Genomic DNA, 20345 nt, shown 5'->3' with positions numbered 1-20345 from the left:
GTTGAAATTAATGATTATCAACCATATCATCTTCGTTTATAACCAATTCTAACTTAACGGTTTCGATATTTTGTTCTGTTTTCTTAAGGATGGTAAACAAATACCCATAAGATTCATTACTCTCTCCAACTTCAGGAATACGCTCAAACACGTGAGAAACTAATCCACCTATAGTATCAAAGTCTTCATCTTCCGGCAAATCGTGAGGCAGATGTTCGTTCACATCGTACACCGTAGCGAAAGCATTTACAATGAATTCATTCTCTGCAATTTTTTCTACCAAAGGTTTTTCCTCGTCATACTCATCCTGAATTTCGCCTACAAGTTCTTCAACAATATCCTCAAGGGTTACCATTCCGGCAGTGCCACCAAACTCATCCAAAACAATCGCAATTTGTATGCGGTTACTTTGCAGCTCGCTCATCAAATCGTTAATCTTTTTTGTTTCTGTAACGAAATAAGGTTTACGTATAATGTCGTTCAATGTCCAATGCTGATTACCTGATGCAACCAATGGCAAAATATCTTTGGCATGGATAATACCAACAATCTTGTCCATAATTTCATCATAAACAGGTAAACGGGAATAGCCTTCCTTAATGATTTTATCAATAACATCCTCTTTAGAAGAAGAAAGCTCGATACCCGAAATTTTGGTTCGTGGAACCATGATGTTTTTTACAACACGCTCATTAAAATCAAATACATTTTTGATGAGCTCGTGTTCGTTATTATCTAATGCACCACTCTCCTTACCTTGATCGAGCAGATATTGTAGCTCTTCAGAACTGTGCAAAGATTCATGTCCTGCTGAAGTATCGATACCAAATGGCTTCAAAATAACAGCTGCAAGGCTGTTTAATGTCCAGATGAAAGGCTTAAACACTACATAAAAAATCTGTAGCGGAACAGATACAAAAAGTGTTGTTGCTACAGGACGTTGTATTGCAAAAGATTTTGGAGCCAATTCACCAAATACAATATGCATAATGGTAATAAGCGAGAAAGCTACAATAGTAGATGCCGTATGGATTGTAGCATCACTAAATCCCCATTGCAAACTATCAAAAAGATTTTTGAAAATGGTATGCATAACACCCTCACCAACCCAACCTAAACCAAGTGATGCAAGCGTTATACCTAATTGTGTTGCGGCTAAATAACCATCCAAATTATGAATAATGGTTTTGGCCATTTTGCCAACTCGACTGCCCGATTTTGCTTTTATTTCGATTTGTGATGCCCGAACTTTAACGATTGCAAACTCTGCGGCAACGAAAAATCCATTTAATAGCACCAAAAATAGAGCAAAAAATAACCGCCATCCTACTGAAGTTTCATCAGTTTCCTGTAAGGCAACCATCGCCAGGTTTGTTGATGGAAGGATTGCGCTTAACTTTAAATTTAAAAACAAACAGACCGTGGGTAAATCCATTATGCTAATTCTCTAAATGTTGTATTATAAAGTTCTATACTTTCTCTAATTACTTTATGTGCATAACGAACGCCAAGCAAATGCTCGATAGTTACATTTTTTTCTTCTAATGCTTTGTAATCCTGAAAGAAACGAACAATTTCTTTCATTGTATGTGGCGGCAATTCATCTAAATCGTTGATATAATTTACCGACATATCGTTTTTAGCAACAGCGATAATTTTATCATCCTGCTCGCCATTATCTACCATGTGCATTACACCAACAACTTTAGCTTCAATAACCGTCATTGGGTAAACATCTACAGAGCAAAGCACCAAAATATCTAATGGATCTTTATCATCACAATACGTTTGTGGAATAAAACCATAGTTAGCCGGATACATTACTGATGAAAAAAGAACCCTGTCTAACTTAATTAAACCAGATTCTTTATCTATTTCATATTTAGCTTTTGAGCCTTTTGGAATTTCTATAATTGCATTTACAATTTCAGGTACGTTTGCACCAGGTGATACGCTATGCCAAGCGTGGTTTTCTTCTTTTGCCATTTTTAATTTAAATCTGTCTTTTCCTCTTCAGCAGTTGTTACTTTATTTTTTACAAAGGTAATTAATAATGGTATAGTTGTGATAAGGATAAAGCCAATAATAATATATAATAAGTAATCGTTAATCTCTTTTTCAAATTTTCGGCCCAAAAAATAACCCAATAAAGTTAGCGAGCAAATCCAAAGCAATGCGCCAACAATATTATAAAGCGCAAATTTTTTAAAGTCTAGTTTTACAATTCCTGCAAAAATAGGCGCAAAAGTTCTTACAATTGGCACAAATCTGCCCATAATTAAAGCAAATGCACCTTGCTTATTGTAATAATTCTCAGCTGCTTTTAAATAGCGTTTCTTAAAAAAGAAACTATCCTTTCTGGTATACAATAGTGGACCAGTTCTTCTACCGAACCAATAACCCGTAAAATTACCTGAAATTGCAGCTACGCATAATCCGGCCAATAAAACAGCAATGTTAACATCAAGTTTGCCAGTAGCAACAAACATGCCAGCAAGAAATAATAAATAGTCTCCAGGTAGGAAAAAACCAAAGAATAAGCCTGTTTCCGCGTAGATAACGAATACAACGAGATAGAAACCGCCCTCCCTCAATAATTTTTCGGGAGAGATTAGATGCTGAAGGTTAGTCCAAAAATCGTGCATATTCAATTATTCGTAAAACTACAAATAATTATCTAACAAGTTACACCTATATCAGGTTTAAAATAATTGCCGGATAAACGCCCAAAACTAGCGTAATCGCAACTGAAACTGCTAATACAACTTTATATTGTGCTGGCGTAGATAATTCAACTTCTGAGCCATCTTTAAACCACACCGCAACAATTACCTTAAAGTAATAATAGAAACCTACTAAAGCATTTAAGATAGCGAAAGCCACTAAAAGCATTTTGTACTCGCCCATTACATTCAGAAACATTAAGTATTTCCCAATAAAACCAGCCGTTAAAGGAATTCCGGCTAATGAAAGCATGGCTATAGTTAAAGAAATGGCCACTAAGGGATTTTTCTTTCCTAAGCCGTTAAAACTTTCAAAGCTATCGCTACCTGTTTTTTGTTTTACCAAAATTAAAACCGCAAACGCGATGATTGAGGCGAAGGTGTATGCTGCAGCATATACTAAAACACTGTTTTGAGAATTAGCACCAATAACAACTAATGAAAACAATAAGTAGCCCGCATGAGAGATACTCGAGTAGGCCAGCATACGCTTAAAGTGTTTTTGGAACAATGCAGTAACATTACCTATAAACAAGGTGATGCAAACAATAACAATTAAAGGTGCAACCCAGAAATCGTGAAGTGGTGCAAAAGCATCAGCAAATAACCTTAAGAAAGCTGCAAAACCTGCGGTTTTCACAACAGTACTCATGAAAGTGGTAATCAACGTTGGCGAGCCTTCGTAAACGTCTGGTGTCCAGAAGTGGAATGGAGCAGCACCAACCTTAAAGCATAAACCAATCATCATTAAGATAACACCCGGATAAAAAATTGGAGAAATTGCTTTGCTGTTATCAACTAAATAAGCTTGAATTTTATCTAAATCGAATGAACCGGTAGCACCATAAATTAAAGTGATACCAAATAATAAAAAGCCGGTTGAAAAAGCACCCATTAAAAAATATTTCAACGAAGCCTCGTTCGAGGCAAAATCTTTTTTACGAATACCAGCTAGGATGTACAAACTTACCGACATAATTTCCAAGCCAACAAACAACATCGCCATGTTTTTGTACGATACCATCATAATCATTCCCGCAAGGGCAAAAAGAATAAGGGTATAATACTCGGCAATGTTATCACTCTTAGCGTGAAAATAATTTTGTGTTAGTAAGAAGATTAAAAGTGTGCCGATAATACAAACACCCGAAAATGCCAAAGCAAAATTATCAGTTTGCATCATCCCGAAATGAACAGCATTGCTATTCCACGCAGCACATGTAAAACCCAACGCAGTTAATAAGCCAACAACGGTAAGCGGCAACAAGGCTTTCTTTGCTTTAAACAAACCTGCATAAAGTACAATAAAAGCGGTTATACTAATGGTTATAATAATATTCATTGCTTATTTTACTGATGTTAATTTTTGATTTACCTGTTCTAACAAATGTTGTACAGATGCTTCTGTTAAGTGCAATAATGGTTTCGGGTAAACACCCAAAACAATAATTAAAGCACAAATAATATAAAGAACCAATTTCTCTGTTCCTTGAATGTCCGTAAAAGTGATGGTTAAATCGTTTGTTTTACCAAGCATTAAATTTTGGTACATGCGTAACATATAAACCGCACCAAAAATGATGGTTAAACCCGCAACAGCTGCAGCCAAAATGCCATAATTATAAACGCCCATTAAAAGTAGAAACTCGCCAATAAAACCATTTGTTCCTGGTAAGGCTACTGTTCCTAAAACGATGATTAAGAAAACAATGGCTAGTTGCGGTGCTGATTTTGCAATACCCCCCAGTTCTTCAATTTTATTGGTTTTAGTTCTTGAGAAAATGATGTCTAACACGAAGAATAAACCGACTACGTTAATACCGTGACTCAACATTTGAACCATTGCGCCTTGTAAACCTTGTTGATTTAATGCGAAAATACCTGCCGAAATTAAGCCAACGTGAGCGATAGATGAATAGGCGACTAAACGCTTGGCATCTTTCTGTGTGAAAGCAATTATAGAGGCGTAAACAATACCAATGATAGAAAGTACCATAGCTAAACCCGACCAATCTTGTACACCTGCCGGTACGATAGGCAGTAACCATCTGATTACACCATAAATACCCATCTTTAACATAATACCTGATAACAACATGGTACCTTGCGTTGGCGCTGCTGTATAGGTATCTGGTTGCCAGGTATGGAAAGGAAAAATCGGCATCTTAATCGCAAAGGCAATAAAGAAAGCCCAGAAAATCCATCCTTGTTGAGCGCTATCTAAATTTAATTTATAAAATTCTGCTATTTCAAAATTGTTAGCCGGGTTTTGTAAATACAAATAAATAATACCCATCAGCATAAATAATGAACCAGCAATCGTATACACGAAGAACTTCATGTTAATGCGGATTCTATCTTTTCCGCCCCAGAAGGCACAAATGAAATAGATTGGGATTAATGCCGCTTCCCACCCAATATAGAATAAGAAAGCGTCCATCGCAGTGAATACCAACAATAAACCCGTTTGCATAAATAAAATCAATGCATAAAAGGCAGAGGGGTTTTTATACTCGTGTTTATAGCTTGATAAGATGATAATAGGAATTAGCAAATTGGTAAGCAATAACACAAGCATGCTTATCCCATCTATACCGGCATGAAAACGAATCCCTAAGTCAGTAATCCATGGCAGGTTAGCCTCAAATTGCGTACTTGCATTAGGAATGAAGTTACATGCAATAAACAATGCCAATCCCAAAGATACTACTGAAATTACAGTAGAAACTATTTTAGCCGATTTACCTGCAAATGCCGTAATAATAGCACCTAAAAGCGGAAGAAATATAAGTAGTAAAAGTTGTTCCATTATTTATTTTTGAACCCTTTTTATATGTAATAAAATGTATAAGCAAGCAATGCGATGATACCAATAACCATCATAAAAATATAGAAACCTACATTTCCACTTTGTAATAAACGAACGCCTTTACTCGCTTCGTTTGTACTCCAACCTAATCCGTTGACAATTCCATCAATAAATTTAGTATCGATTATTCTGTAGAAAAATCTTGAGAAAGCATCTAATGGTTTTGTAATGATGAAATCGTAAATCTCATCTAAATAAAATTTGTTGTATGATAATTTTGCGAGTGCAGAACGTGGCGCTTCATCAGCTACAGGTACACGGGCACCTTTTACATATCGTGTATAAGCGTATAGCAAAGCTACAATTGCAGCCAAAACTGAAACGCCCATCAAAGTAAATTCAGTTGAATGACTTAAATCTAATTCATGTTGCGAAACATCAGCACCTGTTAACCAATGTGCTAACCATTCGTTTCCACCAAAAACATGAGGGATATTTATTGCTCCACCAATAGCGGCCAAAATTGCCAGAATTATTAATGGCGTAGTCATCGCCACAGGCGATTCATGAACATGGCTTTCTTCATGATGGGTTCCACGATATTTTCCTGAGAAAGTAAGGAACATCATTCTGAACATATAAAATGCTGTTAAGAATGCTGTCAGCACCCCAACTCCCCATAAAATAGGACTTGCCTGAAAAGCATGTGCTAAAATTTCATCTTTTGAGAAAAAACCAGAAAAGGGCGGTAAACCTGCTATAGCAATTGTACCAATCATCATGGTTAAAAATGTAATCGGAAGTTTCTTTCTTAATCCACCCATGTGACGCATGTCTTGTTCGTGATGCATAGCATGAATAACCGAACCAGCACCTAAGAATAATAATGCTTTAAAGAATGCGTGAGTTAATACATGGAAGAATGAACCTGTATAAGCACCAACGCCTAAGCCTAAAAACATGTAACCTAATTGTGATACTGTTGAATAAGCCAATACTTTTTTAATATCGGTTTGAGTTAAGGCGATAATAGCGGCTACCAACGCCGTTGCGGCACCAACAATTGCAATGATGTTTTGTGTTACTGGTGCTAAATCAAACAATACACTCGAGCGGGCAATCATATAAATACCTGCGGTTACCATTGTTGCCGCATGTATTAATGCAGAAACAGGTGTTGGACCGGCCATTGCATCAGGTAACCAGGTAAATAATGGCAATTGAGCCGATTTACCACAAGCACCAATAAATAACAATACTGTAATCAGAAATAAAGTATTTTGACCAGGCAACATATTTGCAGCCTGAGGGAAAACCTTTGCAAATTCTACACTACCGAAAGTATTAAAGATTAAGAATACACCTAACAAAAAGCCTAAATCACCTATACGGTTCATCACAAAAGCTTTTTTCGCTGCCGATGCATAGGCACTATTTGTATACCAGAAACCGATTAGAAGATATGAGCATAAACCTACACCTTCCCAACCGATAAACATAACAATATAGTTTGAGCCCAATACCAACAATAGCATGAAGAACACAAACAGGTTTAGGTAGGCAAAGAATTTACCAAATCCTGCATCATCATGCATGTAGCTGGTAGAATATAAATGGATTAAAAAACCTATTCCGGTTATAATCAAAAGCATGATTGAACTTAATGGATCAACCAGAAATGATAAAGGAATGTGGAGTGTGCCTGCGCTAATCCAATCGAATAAAAATACTTCGTGAGATTTTTGTGTATCGCCTTGTAAACTAAAGAAAATAACCACGCTGATAACGAAAGAAGCTAGAATAACGCCACTCCCAATAATACCAACAAGCCCTTTAGATAAAGAGTTTCTGCCCAGTCCATTAATTACAAACCCTAAAAAAGGAAGTAACGGAACTAACCAAATCAATTGTTCTATTGTCATTCTTAATATATATTTACCACTTAAGGCGATTTAAAACATTAATATCTATCGATTTCGTATTTCTATAAACCATTACGATAATCGCCAAACCAACTGCAACCTCTGCAGCAGCCAGCGCCATAATAAAGAATACGAAAACCTGTCCGGATGGGTCGTTACTATGAACAGAGAAAGCCGTTAAAAGCAAATTTACTGCATTTAACATCAACTCAACCGACATAAAAATTACGATTGCATTTCTACGGGTTAAAACACCAATTACGCCTATCGTGAAAATAATTGCACATAAGTAGATGTAGTGATTTAGCGGAACGCCTGCCATTTGTGTAGTTAAATTTTCCATTATGCTTCTACCTCATCTCTTTTAGATAATAAAACGGCTCCAACCATTGCTGCCAATAGTAATAGAGATGATAACTCAAACGGCAATAAGAAAGGACCGAAAAGCTCTTTTCCTAAATTTTCTACCAAACCTAAGCTTTGATTTTTCAATACTAATGGGCTGTTAATACTTGCCGCTTTGAAAGACCCAACTAAAGTAACCACCAGGCAACAACCGGCAATTACGCCCACAATTTTTATTAATGGCGATTTTACCGGCTCGGTTTCCTTGTTAAGGTTGAGGAGCATTAGCACGAATAAAAATAAAACCATTATGGCACCCATATAAACGATAAAGTTTACAACTGCCAAAAATTGAGCATTCAACAATACATAATGTACCGTAAATGTGAAAAAGGTAAGGATTAAGTACAAAACGCTATGGATAGGATTTTTTGCAAAAATCACCATCAGCGAAAAGATGATACTTAATGTAGCTACGAAATAGAATACTTGTGTACCCATTAATTTGTTATTTTTTTGTAGACCTCGTCATTGCGAGGCATGAAGCAATCTCATTTTTATAGTCATTGCTTTAGGATTGCTTCGTTCCTCGCAATGACGGATTGTGTTATAACTATTTTTTCATCTCTAACGGAGCTTCAACCAACTTATCTTTTCCGTAGATAAAATCTTTACGAAGGTAATCAGCAGGAACAATTGGTCCGTCTAAGTAAATTGCTTCCTTCGGACAAGCCTCTTCGCATAATCCGCAGAAAATACAACGCAACATATTAATTTCATAAGTTGCAGCATATTTTTCTTCACGATATAAATGCTTCTCTTCATTTTTACGTTCAGCAGCAATCATAGTAATTGCTTCAGCCGGACAAGATAATGCACATAAACCGCAAGCCGTACAACGCTCTTTACCGTTTTCATCGCGTTTAAGCGAATGCATACCTCTAAAATTTGTAGAGAATTCGCGTTCTACTTCCGGATATCTTACAGTAGCCTCTTTCTTGAATAAGTGGCTGATGGTAATACCCATACCTTTTGCAATTGCAGGCAGGTACATACGCTCCATAAAGCTTAAAGGCTTTTGCTCCAGTACTTTTTTCTTATTACTTAATGATTCCATAACTAAAACTTCTCAATAATCGCAATCACAATACCTGTTATTATAATGTTGGCAATAGCCAAAGGTATTAAACCTTTCCAACCTAAATTCATCAATTGATCGTAACGGAAACGAGGGATTGTCCAACGTACCCACATGAAGAAAAAGATGAAAAACACGATCTTTAAAAAGAAAATACCAACGCCAAAAAGCGGTGCCCACGTTGGCCCTAATAAGGTTGCCATATAATCCATACCCGGATAATTGTATCCGCCGAAATATAAAGTTGCCATTACTGCTGATGATACAAACATGTTGATATATTCAGCAAAAAGGTAGAAACCCAATTTCATTGATGAATATTCTGTATGATAACCACCGATTAACTCTGTTTCACACTCCGGTAAATCGAAAGGTGCACGATTGGTTTCAGCAAAAGAACATACCATAAAGATTAAAAATCCTAAAGGTTGATACAATACATTCCATCTCCAGCCATGCTGTTGATCAACAATTTCTTTTAAACTTAAAGTGTTTGTCATTAAAAGCAAAGCGATGATTGATAATCCCATTGCGATTTCATAACTGATGTTTTGCGATGCTGCACGAATAGCACTTAACAACGAATATTTGTTATTTGATGCCCAGCCGCCAATCATTACACCGTAAACGCCTAATGATACAACACCAAAAATGTATAAAACACCAACATTAATATCAGCAACTTGTAAAGGAACCATTTTGCCCCCAATTTCCATTGGGCTGCCCCAAGGAATAACGGCTGTACCTATACAAGCACAAAGTAAAGCCAAACCCGGCCCTACTATAAATAACCATTTGTTTGATGAAGCCGGAATAATTTCTTCCTTCATAAACATTTTTACACCATCAGCCAACGGCTGTAAAATACCAAACGGACCAGCTCTATCCGGACCTAAGCGGTCTTGAAGATAGGCTGCAACTTTACGCTCAGCATAAGTAGAATACATGGCGATAACTAAACTGATACCGAAAATTACCGCTACCAGAATAAATTTTTCTATTACAAAACTTATTTCCATTAGTATTTTACTGTTTTATGTAACTCAATTTCATTAGCTGCTTGCAATGCCGCATTTGGCTTAATAACCGGAAGCGGTTTTAATGTTTCATAATGATTTGAAGCAATTACCGATGTATCATCAATATGTGTTGGATGTTCAATTGTCCAGTCTGATGTTGCTTTTTTATCAAAACGGCAAGTATTGCAGATAAATTCTTCAACCTCACCAAATTGATCTTTACGTGCCGTTACACGTAAAACATCCTCGCCTTTATACCAGAGAGTCACTTTGCCATTGCATTTTTCATGGTCGCAATTGCGATGTGCATCAACCGGTTTAGTAAACCAAACACGATTTTTAAAACGGAAAGTTTTGTCTGTTAAAGCACCAACCGGACAAACATCGATTACGTTTCCTGAGAAATCGCTATCAACAGCTTGTTGGATGTATGTAGAAATTTCTGAATGGTCGCCGCGGTTTAAAATACCATGAACACGTTTATTTGTAATTTGATCTGCTGTGAAAACACAACGATAACACAAAATACAACGGTTCATGTGTAACTGAATTTTATCTCCGATATCAATACGGTCGAAAGTACGGCGCTCAAATTCGTAACGGGTTTTTTGTAAACCGTGCTCGTAACCTAAGTTTTGCAAATCGCACTCACCAGCCTGGTCGCAAACAGGGCAATCTAACGGATGGTTGATTAATAAAATTTCAACCACACCTGCACGGGCTTCTAAAACTTCGGGCGAAGTGATGTTTAACACTTCCATACCATCCATTACAGTTGTACGGCAAGATGCAACCAATTTCGGCATAGGCCGTGGATCTTTCTCCGAACCTTTTGTTACCTTAACAATACAGGTACGGCATTTACCACCACTGCCTTCTAACTTAGAATAATAGCACATTGCCGGCGGAACGATGTCACCTCCTATTTGCCTTGCAGCATTTAGAATAGTGGTGCCATTGTCAACCTCTACTGTTATTCCGTCTATAGTTACTTTAACTTTATCACTCATGGTTAATGATAATCTTTATTTTTTTATGCTCATTGCCGTCATTGCGAGGCACGAAGCAATCTTTGTATTTTTTACGTCTAATCGCTTTAGGATTGCTTCGTTCCTCGCAATGACGTGATATATATCTTGTAAATAGTTATATGTCGATAACTACTTTTCCTCCGTTACCGGTTCCTTTTCTATCGGCACAGCATAATTTGCAATACCATAATTTTGTGTTTGGCTCTTAGCAGGTTCTTTAATGTGCCATTCAAACTCATCTCTAAAATGACGAATTGCACTTGCAACCGGCCATGCTGCCGCATCACCTAATGGGCAAATGGTATTTCCTTCAATTTTACGTTGGATATCCCAAAGCAAATCAACATCCTCCATAGAACCATGTCCATGCTCAATTTTATGCAATACCTTTTCCATCCAGCCAGTACCTTCACGGCAAGGTGAACATTGACCGCAACTTTCGTGGTGATAAAAACGAGAGAAATTCCAGGTATTGCGAACAATACATTGGTCTTCATCAAAAGCAATAAAACCGCCCGAACCCATCATGGTTCCGGTAGCAAAACCACCTTCTGATAAAGATTCGTAACTCATTAAACGAGGTTCGCCGTTTGCGTATTTCAAAGTTAAGTTAGCTGGTAAAATTGGTACAGATGAACCACCCGCAACTGTTGCCTTTAAACGTTTACCATTTGCTATACCGCCGCAATATTCATCAGAATAAATAAATTCTTCAACTGGTAAACCTAATTCAATTTCGTAAACACCCGGTTTAACTAAGTTGCCAGATGCTGATATTAATTTCGTACCTGTACTTCTACCGATACCAATTTTTGCGTATTCATCGCCACCATCATTAATAATTGGCACCACGGCTGCAATCGACTCTACATTATTTACCACCGTTGGGCAACCATACAATCCTGCAATTGCAGGGAAAGGTGGTTTAATTCTTGGATTACCTCTTTTTCCTTCAAGAGATTCTAACAATGCGGTTTCTTCACCACAAATGTAAGCGCCACCACCCGGCTGAACATATAATTCTAAATCGTACCCTGTACCTAAAATGTTTTTACCTAACCATCCGGCTGCTTTTGCTTCTGCAATTGCTTTTTCCAAAATACGGATTTGAGGCATCATTTCTCCACGAACATAGATGTATGAAACCTTTGCACCCAAGGCAAAACTCGAAACAATCATGCCCTCAATTAAAGCATGAGGAATATGAGTCATAAGGTAACGATCTTTAAAAGTTCCTGGCTCAGACTCATCAGCATTGCAAACCAAATAGCGTGCAACACCTTCTGGTTTAGCCAAAAAGCTCCATTTCATCCCGGTAGGGAAACCCGCACCACCACGACCGCGTAAGCCTGATTTCTTAACTTCTTCAACAATCTCTTCAGGTGTTAAAGTTTTAAGGGCCTTTTCCACGGCACGGTACCCGCCTTTTTGGCGATAGACTTCAAGTGTATTGATGCCTGGTACGTTTATATGCTCAAGTAATAATTTGCGACTCATTATTTTTTAGATGTGAGATGTGAGATGTGAGATGTACGATTGCCGCCTTATCTCAAATCTCAAATCTAGTTTCTCAAATCTTGTTCTTTAAATCTTCAATCAGTTTATCTACGCTATCTGTAGTTAAGTTTTCGTAAAAGGTATATTCCGGGCTAATTTGCAATACCGGACCGAAACCACAGGCAGCCAAACACTCAACTCCTCTAAAGCTGAATAAGCCATCGGCAGTTATTTCGCCTTCTTTAACGCCCAACTTATTTTCTAAGTGGCTTAATATTTTTTCTGCACCAACCAAACAGCATGGCCCTGTACGGCAAACCTCCAAAGCATATTTACCCTGAGGCTTTAAAAAGTACATGGTATAAAAGGTTGCAACTTCGTAAACTTCAATAGGTTGAATGTTTAAGTATGCGGCAACTTTATCCATTGCAGATGTTGGTACCCAAAGAAATTCTGCCTGCACCAAATGTAATAATGGTAGCAAAGCTGATTTATGTTTTCCCTCTGGATAACGGCTTTTTATCTCATCAAATTTAGCTAGTAATTCTGATGAAAATTCTACAGGTGTTTGTTCTTCTACTTTAAGCATCTAATTCTCCTGCAATAATATTCATACTACTCATGTTTATAATGGCGTCTGACAATAACATGCCTTCGCTCATTGGTGCAAACATTTGGTAATTTATAAAACTTGGTCTGCGGAAGTGTAAACGGTATGGTGTACGTCCTCCATCATTAATTAAATAGAAACCTAATTCTCCATTCCCACCTTCTACAGCATGGTAAACTTCTGCTTTTGGTGCATCAATTTCTCCCATAACAATTTTAAAGTGATAAATTAATGCTTCCATGTTGTTATAAACCTCTTGTTTCGGAGGCAGATAAAACTCTGGTACATCAGCATGAAAAATACCCTTTTCTTCTGTTTTTAACTTAACCGTGGCTTGCTCAATAATGCGCAAACTTTGCCACATTTCTTCGTTTCGTACTAAATATCTATCGTAAATATCACCACTGGTTCCAACCGGAACTTCGAAATCGAAATCCTGATAAGATGAATAAGGATCGCTTACACGAACATCATAATCTACACCAGTTGCACGTAAAAGCGGGCCAGTCCAGCTATATTCTAAAGCATCTTCTTTAGTAACTTCGGCAACGCCTGCAGTTCTATCGATAAAAATACGATTACGCGTTAAAAGGTTTTCAAATTCTTTTAAAGCAAACGGAAACTCTTTTAAAAATTTGTTGATTTTCGCAAATGCGATGTCATTAAAATCTCTCTCAAAACCACCAATACGACCAATATTTGTTGTCAAACGAGCACCACAAACCTCTTCAAAAATTTCGTAAATATGTTCGCGGAATTGAAAAAGGTAAAGGAAAGTTGTTGTTGCACCTGTATCCTGACCAATAATTGTATTACAAATAATATGATCGGCGATGCGAGAAAGTTCCATGATGATAACGCGAAGATAATCTACACGTTTAGGCATCTGTATATTCAGTAATTTCTCAACCGTCATGTGCCATCCCATATTGTTAATTGGTGATGAACAATAATTTAAACGGTCGGTTAGTGGCGTAATTTGATAAAACGGGCGATGCTCGGCAATCTTTTCGAAAGCACGGTGGATGTAGCCAATTGTAGAAACGCCGCTAACAATACGCTCGCCATCTAATTGCAAAACGTTTTGAAAAACACCGTGAGTTGCAGGGTGTGTTGGACCTAAATTTAAGGTTACCAGCTCACTTTGCGGGTCGTTATCTGTAAATACCGGATGGTTATGATTCATAGACCTTAATTCCGAAGCTCGGAACTCCTTTCAAATTTATTAATTATTTACTTATATATTCTGTCCCATTCGCCCTTAGGGGCAAGGGGTTTACCTTCCAAAAAATTCGTCTTTTTTATCCACTCTGTTTGGGTCTTCCAATGGATATTGTTTAAGCATTGGGTGAACGCCTAAATCATCCATATTTAAAATACGGCGTAAATCAGGATGTCCTTCAAACTTAACTCCAAACAAATCGTAAGTTTCTCTTTCCATCCAATTTGCACCTTTCCAAACTGTTGTAGCTGTAGGGATAGTTGGGTTTTGCTCAGAAATAAAAACCTTGATTCTGATTCTTACTTTTTCTACCATATTGTGCAGATGGTAAACAACTGCAATACCATGGTCTTTACCAGGGTAATGAACTGCTGTAATATCAGTAAGAAAATTAAATTTTAATTCGTTTTTTAGATGCGAAAGCACATTTACAATAACATCTTTATAAGTTACAACAGTTAAAAAACCATAAGGCTCAGAAACAGCAGTAACTTTATCGCCAAACTTCTCGGTAAGCTTAACGTGGATGTCGGTATTTAGCGTCGTTTCTTCCATTATTTAATGCCGTATTGACCCAAAAGTTCTTTGTAATAATCAGAGTTTCTTCTTCTGCCAGATTCGTTTCTAACCAAATCCTGAATACGTTGAAAACCATCCAGAATAGCTTCTGGTCTTGGTGGGCAACCTGGCACATAAACATCTACCGGAATAACCTCATCAATTCCTTGTAAAACAGAATAAGTATCGAAAATACCACCACTACTTGCACAAGCACCTACGGCCATTACCCAACGCGGCTCAGCCATTTGGATATAAACCTGTTTAAGTACAGGAGCCATTTTTTTAGCAATGGTTCCCATAACCATTAAAACATCAGCCTGACGGGGAGAAAAACTCAAACGCTCTGCACCAAAACGACCTAAATCGTAGTGAGAACCCATGGTTGCCATAAACTCAATTCCACAACAAGATGTTGCAAACGGTAAAGGCCATAATGAATTTGAACGAGCCAAACCAATCACTTTATCTAAAGAAGTGGCAAAATAGCCAGGTCCTTCGGTTCCTGGAGGCGCATCAACTATATTAATTTCACTCATGTTTATAAACAAAAAATGCTCATTCCTTTGCAGAATGAGCAACAAATTTACAATATTTAAGGGCAATTAAACTAGCTTAACTCGATTTAGAACCTTTCTAAATTAGATAAAAACATGCCCGCTAAGTGTAATCTGTACACATGTTGTTCTTTAACGCCGGTTATGAGTTATAACTAAATTGCTACAACTAGTTCCAGTCTAATACTTTTTTCTTAATCACGTAGATAAAACCTAGTAATAGTGTGCCCATAAAAATGAACATCTCAATCATTCCATCCATTTTCAATGCTCTAAAATTAACAGCCCATGGATACATGAAAATTACTTCGATATCGAATAAAACAAACAGTATTGCTACCACAAAATACTTAATAGAAAATGGCTGACGGGCATTACCAATACTTTTAACACCAGCTTCAAAAATCTCAAGTTTATCGCTTGTTTTACGTTTCGGACCTAAAAAGTGTGTAGCAACCAAAGTAGTTACAACAAAACCTAAAGCCACAATTACTTGAAATATAATTGGTAAAAAATCTATCGGAGTGCTTTGCGCTTGCATAATTATTATTTTCTGTTGCAAAAGTAAAAGAAAAAGGCAGAGTAACCAAACTCTGCCTTTTCTAAATTATTTAACTCTTATAATTATTTACCTTTTCCTTTTGCAGGAGCAGCTAATTCTTTCAACTTCGCTGCAGCAAATGTTCCTGCTGGATAAACAGCTACACTTTTATCAAAGTATTCTTTTGCTTTTGCTTTATCAGTGTTAAAGTAATATCCACCAATATTATCATATGCCTCTGATAATTTCTTAGCGTTGGCAGTTACCAGCTCAGGTTTTGCCGTTACTTTCTCAACAAAAGTTTCAAAAAACGGAATTGCTAATCCTTTTGGTGCTTTTTCATCATCCAAAAGGTTATTAATTCTAGCTCGGTACAAATATGCATCAGTAGTTTCAGGAGCTAATTGAGCAACTTTAGCAATTGATGAATCAGCCTTTACTAATAAATCTTTTGATGGATTTTTCTTCGCTGAATATTGACCTGCGTAATCAAAATAGTAAGCTAAACCATTATAAAAATAGCTATATAAAACACCTTTAGCATTCGGGCCTGCAGCAATTACTTTATCATAAATCTGAGCTGCTTTAGCATATTTTTTAGCATCAAAGAAAGTTTTTGCAACCTCAGCTAATGCATCGGTGTTAGTAGAATCCTTTTCAACTGCTTTTGTAATGTTGATTAAGGCCAAACTATCCTGACCAGCTTTTAATTGAGCTTTACCAAGATACAAATAATCAAAACCTAAAAGCTTGCTTTCATCCTTTTGTTTAGCAAAATATTCAGTCATATTGGTTAAAGCCTGAGGATAGTTTTTATTCTCATAAGCCGACCATCCTTTTAACCTTGAAACAATAACACCTTTAGGGTCGTTAGCCGGAACCTGAATGGATGATGCCACTTGCTCCAAAGCCTGGAAATCTTTTGCATAGAATAAAAACTGCATATAACGTAACTGAGATTCTAATGATTTATCAGTTAAATCCATATACTTTTTATAAAGCTCTACTGCTTTCGCTGCTTTTTCTTTATCTGTACCAAAACTACTCCATTGCAAGTATAACTCACCTAACTCGCGGTAAGCAGGACCATAATTTGCATCAGCTGCAATTACTTTGTTTAATTCTGCTTCGCCTTCAGGAAATGAACGTGCTTCTTTGTACATTTTACCAACTTGTGTTCCAGCTCTTCTGTTTGTTGGGTCAATATCTGCTACGCGGAAATATGGCCCAATTGCTTCAGAGTTTTTCTTTTGTAACGCATAAACATCACCTAAGCCAATAAATACTTCAGCATCTTTATCTTTCGAATCTAACTCATCTGCTTTAGTTAAGTTCGTCAATGCATTCGCAAAATCTGGCTTAGAAACATCTTCACTCGGTTTATCCTGAGCTAAATATGCTTTACCAATTGCTAAATATGTTTTGTAATCTTTAGGTGCAACAGATACTGCTTTATCAAAATTTGTTTTTGCTGATGCTGCATTGTTAGATAATAAATCGGCCTCGCCTAAACCTGCAAAATTTGATGCATTTTTTGGGTCAGCCGTTGTACCTTTAGTAAATACAGCTCTTGCTGAATCGATATATCCGGTTTTTAAGTAAACCAAGCCAAGGTTATAATAATTATCACCATTAGATGCTTGTGAGTTTACTAATGTTTTAAGCATTGATGTTGCCTTTTGGTATTGTTCGGCATCAATCGCTTTTTTCGCGTCGTTTAAACTTTGAGCAAAAACTGCAGAACCCATCAACACCAAACCTACATTTAAGGTTATTGCTTTCTTTAAAATTTTCATAGTTCTTTTTTTGTTTTTTTAATGGTTGTAAAGTTTACATAAGCTAATGCAAAGCTTCATCTGATATTCTTTTTTTCTGATTGCAAAAACAATCGTGGTTCAATTTATTATTTTTTTGTGATGTTCAGTTCTCTCGGCATTAATTTATGTGGTGCCAGTTCAGATTTAAGTACAATTAACTGTCCTCTCTGGCTTCTTAACCATGTTGCAAATCCTGTGCCTAAACCTCCGCGTCCTTCGCAATCTATAATATTAATGTTTCTGAGCAGTGGATAAATCCCATTGGTTAAATTTAAACGGGTGGGTTTGTAGTACTGATCATCACCCAAACTTCCTTTAATATTTTTTACCCCAAGCGTTTTTATTTTATCCTTATTTTTAAGCATTACCGGATTTTTTTCAGAAAGCCAGTTAACACCTAAAATACCAATAAAACTTTTATCCTCCGCAATAAGATTGATCACCTCATTGCTCGAATTTTTAGAATACACACCTTTTTGGGGAAACTGACTGATATTAGCCAGTTGTTTAAAGTACTTAAATGTACTGGAGTAAGCGTTATCAAATACTAATTTCTTATCCGAATCCTTGCCCTGCAATATATCAATAATTTCTTTAACGTTAATAGTGCTGTCTATATTGCCTGCATTAGTAATTAATGCAATACCATCTACCGCAAAACGAGAAGTGTTTATTTTAATCTGGCGTTGATTGTAATATTTCTCCTCTTGCTTGGTTAGCATTCTTGGCAAAATAATTACCCTTACACTATCATTTAAAAATGTAGGTAAAAGCTTTTCTTCGGGCTTAACTGTTGTAATAAATGTTGCCTGCGGATAATCAAGTTTAAAAATGTCAATCTCATCCTGAACTATCGGACCAACAGTTTCATCAACCAATAATTTTAAAGTTCCGCTGGTTCGCGTTTCTTCAACTTTGTTATCTTTCTTGCGGTTGCAGGAAGAAAATGTTAATAATGCCAATAAAAGTAATAAGATATTCCTCATTGATTTTTAGTCTCGCCTTCCTAAGCTTAATAATCTGATAAATGCATAAACGATAAGAAATATTCCAATTGCAACTTTGTAAGGATAGGCAATATTTAAAGGAAGGTCTTTCCAAAAGATACATGCTAAACCGATAAATAGGTAGAACACGAACATGAGAAGGCCTAAAATGAGCAAAAACCGCTGTTTAGGCGATTTTTGCTTAAAAATATCAAAATTTAACATTTTAATTGCTAAGTGTAAAGTTTACCTGGATGTTGTACTTTACCCTAACTGGTTTACCATTCTGAATACCCGGAATCCAACGTTTACTAGCTTTTAGTACACGTACAGCTTCCTCGTTAGTACCACTTCCCGGACCACGAATAACTGTAATATCGGTTAATGAACCATCTCTTTCTACTACGAAAGATAATGATACTTTACCTTGTACGTTATTTTCTTGTGCCATTGGCGGATACTTAATTGCACTTCCTAAGTATTTATAGAAAGCTGGCATACCACCTGGATATTCAGGAACCTTTTCGATACTAACGAAGTCATAAACTTTGTTATCATCAACTGCTACCGCAGCTTCTCTTTTCGGTCCTTCACCTACAGGTTCAGCGATAACAATATCCGCAGTAGGATCACCTTTAATATCTTTCTGCCCTGGGTCAGCCTCCTTAAGTTTTTCAACAGTAGGTGGTTCATCCTGAACTTCAATATCCGGTTTTACAATCGGAGGTGGCATTTTTACCTGATCCACTTTTGGTGGCGGTGGCTCTACCGGTGGCGGTGGAGGTGTTTCCGGATTTACCGGTGGTGGCGGCGTAAGTACTACTTCTTGTGCTATTTCTTCTTTTTCTACTGGTAACGAACCTTTAATAAGGCTGTAAATCTTTGGAGCAAAGAACAAAACAAGAAATACTACCGAGCCATAAATTAGTGCCTTTGTGGTATTAGCAGGAGAGGTCTTACGTAGTTCGTAAGCACCATAGTTTTTGTTTTTACCTTCAAAAACTACTTCCAGCCATTCCTTTCTAAATATATCTAATTTCGACATGATTACTGGTTTAGTAAATTATAAAATACCTTGTTGTTGCATAAATTGTTTTTCATTGTCAAGGATATTATCATCATCAATCTGACGAGCATTCACCTTTAAAATTTCCAATTCATCCATAATATCAACAAAGTTTTGAAAAGTTGAACCTGAAGTTGGCTTTACAAGCACAACAAACGGATCTTTTTCTGTTTCATTAGAACCCTTTCTGTTTTTAAGAATCGAACCTTCAATTGACTGAAGTGATTCAATTGTTGGTGAGCTCTTTCCAGCTTCGCCCATGTACCACGCAACTTTATTGTTTTTACCTAATAAAATTGTCATTGTTTTGGTTGCTTTTAGCTCCAATCTGTTCTCTGGCAAGTTATCTTCCTTATCCGGTTTGGTAATATCCATCGCTTGTGGCGTAGATATACTAGTCGTTAAGATAAAGAATGTTACCAAAAGAAACATTAAATCCACCATTGGAGTCATATCAACCCTTGGTGTGGCTTTCTTCCCGCCTGTGTTTAATTCTGCCATTTC

General features: G+C 36.8%; 21 protein-coding genes. All 21 read right to left on the bottom strand.

Annotation, left to right across the window (positions count from 1 at the left end; all coding sequences use genetic code 11):
* Positions 1-7: 7 nt before the first annotated feature.
* Positions 8-1363 (bottom strand): hemolysin family protein, encoded by a 1356-nt coding sequence (locus tag LUA90_RS06465; RefSeq protein ID WP_231490708.1) that lies wholly within the window; start codon positions 1361-1363, stop codon positions 8-10.
* A 71-nt stretch (positions 1364-1434) separates the two neighbouring features.
* A complete protein-coding gene (locus LUA90_RS06460) occupies positions 1435-1986 on the bottom strand; it encodes an inorganic diphosphatase (protein WP_231458761.1) in 552 nt (183 codons plus the stop codon).
* Between the two features lie 2 nt (positions 1987-1988).
* A complete protein-coding gene (locus tag LUA90_RS06455) occupies positions 1989-2645 on the bottom strand; it encodes a DedA family protein (protein WP_231458760.1) in 657 nt (218 codons plus the stop codon).
* 46 nt (positions 2646-2691) lie between these two features.
* Positions 2692-4065, bottom strand: a complete 1374-nt coding sequence (locus LUA90_RS06450; protein WP_231490639.1) for an NADH-quinone oxidoreductase subunit N — start codon at positions 4063-4065, stop codon at positions 2692-2694.
* Positions 4066-4068: 3 nt separating this feature from the next.
* Positions 4069-5532 carry a NuoM family protein gene (locus LUA90_RS06445; protein ID WP_231490638.1) on the bottom strand — a complete coding sequence of 488 codons (1464 nt, stop codon included), beginning with the start codon at positions 5530-5532 and terminating at the stop codon, positions 4069-4071.
* 20 nt (positions 5533-5552) lie between these two features.
* Positions 5553-7454, bottom strand: coding sequence for an NADH-quinone oxidoreductase subunit L (nuoL, locus tag LUA90_RS06440; protein ID WP_370635306.1), 1902 nt, complete (start codon positions 7452-7454; stop codon positions 5553-5555).
* Positions 7455-7467: 13 nt separating this feature from the next.
* Entirely contained in the window at positions 7468-7797 is a 330-nt protein-coding gene (gene nuoK / locus LUA90_RS06435; protein ID WP_010601897.1) for an NADH-quinone oxidoreductase subunit NuoK, read from the bottom strand.
* On the bottom strand, positions 7797-8300 hold the full coding sequence (locus LUA90_RS06430; protein WP_231458757.1) for an NADH-quinone oxidoreductase subunit J: 504 nt from the start codon (positions 8298-8300) through the stop codon (positions 7797-7799). Before LUA90_RS06430 ends, nuoK begins: the two co-directional genes overlap by 1 nt.
* A 112-nt stretch (positions 8301-8412) precedes the next feature.
* Positions 8413-8916: an NADH-quinone oxidoreductase subunit I gene (locus LUA90_RS06425; RefSeq protein ID WP_231458756.1), complete on the bottom strand. Its 504-nt coding sequence runs from the start codon at positions 8914-8916 to the stop codon at positions 8413-8415.
* 2 nt (positions 8917-8918) lie between these two features.
* Complete coding sequence (gene nuoH / locus LUA90_RS06420; protein ID WP_231458755.1) at positions 8919-9956, bottom strand: NADH-quinone oxidoreductase subunit NuoH; 1038 nt, start codon at positions 9954-9956, stop codon at positions 8919-8921.
* Positions 9956-10966: a 2Fe-2S iron-sulfur cluster-binding protein gene (locus LUA90_RS06415; RefSeq protein WP_231490637.1), complete on the bottom strand. Its 1011-nt coding sequence runs from the start codon at positions 10964-10966 to the stop codon at positions 9956-9958. The genes nuoH and LUA90_RS06415 overlap by 1 nt, the downstream gene beginning before the upstream one ends.
* Positions 10967-11116: 150 nt before the next feature.
* Entirely contained in the window at positions 11117-12484 is a 1368-nt protein-coding gene (gene nuoF, locus LUA90_RS06410; RefSeq protein WP_231490636.1) for an NADH-quinone oxidoreductase subunit NuoF, read from the bottom strand.
* A gap of 73 nt (positions 12485-12557) precedes the next feature.
* Positions 12558-13073: an NAD(P)H-dependent oxidoreductase subunit E gene (gene nuoE / locus LUA90_RS06405; protein WP_231490635.1), complete on the bottom strand. Its 516-nt coding sequence runs from the start codon at positions 13071-13073 to the stop codon at positions 12558-12560.
* The gene (locus LUA90_RS06400; RefSeq protein WP_231490634.1) at positions 13066-14280 is read right to left on the bottom strand and encodes an NADH-quinone oxidoreductase subunit D; all 1215 of its coding nucleotides are present in this window, start codon (positions 14278-14280) and stop codon (positions 13066-13068) included. Before LUA90_RS06400 ends, nuoE begins: the two co-directional genes overlap by 8 nt.
* Before the next feature lie 90 nt (positions 14281-14370).
* Positions 14371-14871, bottom strand: coding sequence for an NADH-quinone oxidoreductase subunit C (locus LUA90_RS06395; protein ID WP_231458750.1), 501 nt, complete (start codon positions 14869-14871; stop codon positions 14371-14373).
* Positions 14871-15413, bottom strand: a complete 543-nt coding sequence (locus LUA90_RS06390; protein WP_025146324.1) for an NADH-quinone oxidoreductase subunit B — start codon at positions 15411-15413, stop codon at positions 14871-14873. Before LUA90_RS06390 ends, LUA90_RS06395 begins: the two co-directional genes overlap by 1 nt.
* Positions 15414-15600: 187 nt before the next feature.
* The gene (locus LUA90_RS06385; protein ID WP_231458749.1) at positions 15601-15972 is read right to left on the bottom strand and encodes an NADH-quinone oxidoreductase subunit A; all 372 of its coding nucleotides are present in this window, start codon (positions 15970-15972) and stop codon (positions 15601-15603) included.
* An 83-nt stretch (positions 15973-16055) separates the two neighbouring features.
* Positions 16056-17768 carry a hypothetical protein gene (locus LUA90_RS06380; RefSeq protein ID WP_231458748.1) on the bottom strand — a complete coding sequence of 571 codons (1713 nt, stop codon included), beginning with the start codon at positions 17766-17768 and terminating at the stop codon, positions 16056-16058.
* 107 nt (positions 17769-17875) lie between these two features.
* Complete coding sequence (locus tag LUA90_RS06375) at positions 17876-18775, bottom strand: PstS family phosphate ABC transporter substrate-binding protein (protein ID WP_231490633.1); 900 nt, start codon at positions 18773-18775, stop codon at positions 17876-17878.
* Positions 18776-19001: 226 nt separating this feature from the next.
* Positions 19002-19820 carry an energy transducer TonB gene (locus LUA90_RS06370; RefSeq protein ID WP_231458746.1) on the bottom strand — a complete coding sequence of 273 codons (819 nt, stop codon included), beginning with the start codon at positions 19818-19820 and terminating at the stop codon, positions 19002-19004.
* An 18-nt stretch (positions 19821-19838) separates the two neighbouring features.
* Positions 19839-20342, bottom strand: a complete 504-nt coding sequence (locus LUA90_RS06365) for a biopolymer transporter ExbD (protein WP_231458745.1) — start codon at positions 20340-20342, stop codon at positions 19839-19841.
* Positions 20343-20345 lie beyond the last annotated feature (3 nt).

Origin of the sequence: Pedobacter sp. Leaf170 (assembly GCF_920984665.1) — a bacterium.
Lineage (GTDB): Bacteria > Bacteroidota > Bacteroidia > Sphingobacteriales > Sphingobacteriaceae > Pedobacter.
The sequence above is the reverse complement of the archived record's forward strand: the minus strand, read 5'-3'. Positions and strand labels throughout refer to the sequence as shown.

Excerpts from the sequence above, each read along its gene's own strand:
- LUA90_RS06415 (WP_231490637.1), bottom strand. The coding sequence starts at position 10,966 with ATGAGTGATAAAGTTAAAGTAACTATAGACGGAATAACAGTAGAGGTT.
- nuoE (WP_231490635.1), bottom strand. The coding sequence starts at position 13,073 with ATGCTTAAAGTAGAAGAACAAACACCTGTAGAATTTTCATCAGAATTA.
- nuoF (WP_231490636.1), bottom strand. The coding sequence starts at position 12,484 with ATGAGTCGCAAATTATTACTTGAGCATATAAACGTACCAGGCATCAAT.
- nuoK (WP_010601897.1), bottom strand. The coding sequence starts at position 7,797 with ATGGAAAATTTAACTACACAAATGGCAGGCGTTCCGCTAAATCACTAC.
- LUA90_RS06450 (WP_231490639.1), bottom strand. The coding sequence starts at position 4,065 with ATGAATATTATTATAACCATTAGTATAACCGCTTTTATTGTACTTTAT.
- LUA90_RS06390 (WP_025146324.1), bottom strand. The coding sequence starts at position 15,413 with ATGAGTGAAATTAATATAGTTGATGCGCCTCCAGGAACCGAAGGACCT.
- LUA90_RS06395 (WP_231458750.1), bottom strand. The coding sequence starts at position 14,871 with ATGGAAGAAACGACGCTAAATACCGACATCCACGTTAAGCTTACCGAG.
- LUA90_RS06400 (WP_231490634.1), bottom strand. The coding sequence starts at position 14,280 with ATGAATCATAACCATCCGGTATTTACAGATAACGACCCGCAAAGTGAG.
- LUA90_RS06385 (WP_231458749.1), bottom strand. The coding sequence starts at position 15,972 with ATGCAAGCGCAAAGCACTCCGATAGATTTTTTACCAATTATATTTCAA.
- LUA90_RS06375 (WP_231490633.1), bottom strand. The coding sequence starts at position 18,775 with ATGAGGAATATCTTATTACTTTTATTGGCATTATTAACATTTTCTTCC.
- LUA90_RS06380 (WP_231458748.1), bottom strand. The coding sequence starts at position 17,768 with ATGAAAATTTTAAAGAAAGCAATAACCTTAAATGTAGGTTTGGTGTTG.
- LUA90_RS06430 (WP_231458757.1), bottom strand. The coding sequence starts at position 8,300 with ATGGGTACACAAGTATTCTATTTCGTAGCTACATTAAGTATCATCTTT.
- LUA90_RS06455 (WP_231458760.1), bottom strand. The coding sequence starts at position 2,645 with ATGCACGATTTTTGGACTAACCTTCAGCATCTAATCTCTCCCGAAAAA.
- LUA90_RS06365 (WP_231458745.1), bottom strand. The coding sequence starts at position 20,342 with ATGGCAGAATTAAACACAGGCGGGAAGAAAGCCACACCAAGGGTTGAT.
- nuoL (WP_370635306.1), bottom strand. The coding sequence starts at position 7,454 with ATGACAATAGAACAATTGATTTGGTTAGTTCCGTTACTTCCTTTTTTA.
- LUA90_RS06465 (WP_231490708.1), bottom strand. The coding sequence starts at position 1,363 with ATGGTTGCCTTACAGGAAACTGATGAAACTTCAGTAGGATGGCGGTTA.
- nuoH (WP_231458755.1), bottom strand. The coding sequence starts at position 9,956 with ATGGAAATAAGTTTTGTAATAGAAAAATTTATTCTGGTAGCGGTAATT.
- LUA90_RS06425 (WP_231458756.1), bottom strand. The coding sequence starts at position 8,916 with ATGGAATCATTAAGTAATAAGAAAAAAGTACTGGAGCAAAAGCCTTTA.
- LUA90_RS06370 (WP_231458746.1), bottom strand. The coding sequence starts at position 19,820 with ATGTCGAAATTAGATATATTTAGAAAGGAATGGCTGGAAGTAGTTTTT.
- LUA90_RS06445 (WP_231490638.1), bottom strand. The coding sequence starts at position 5,532 with ATGGAACAACTTTTACTACTTATATTTCTTCCGCTTTTAGGTGCTATT.
- LUA90_RS06460 (WP_231458761.1), bottom strand. The coding sequence starts at position 1,986 with ATGGCAAAAGAAGAAAACCACGCTTGGCATAGCGTATCACCTGGTGCA.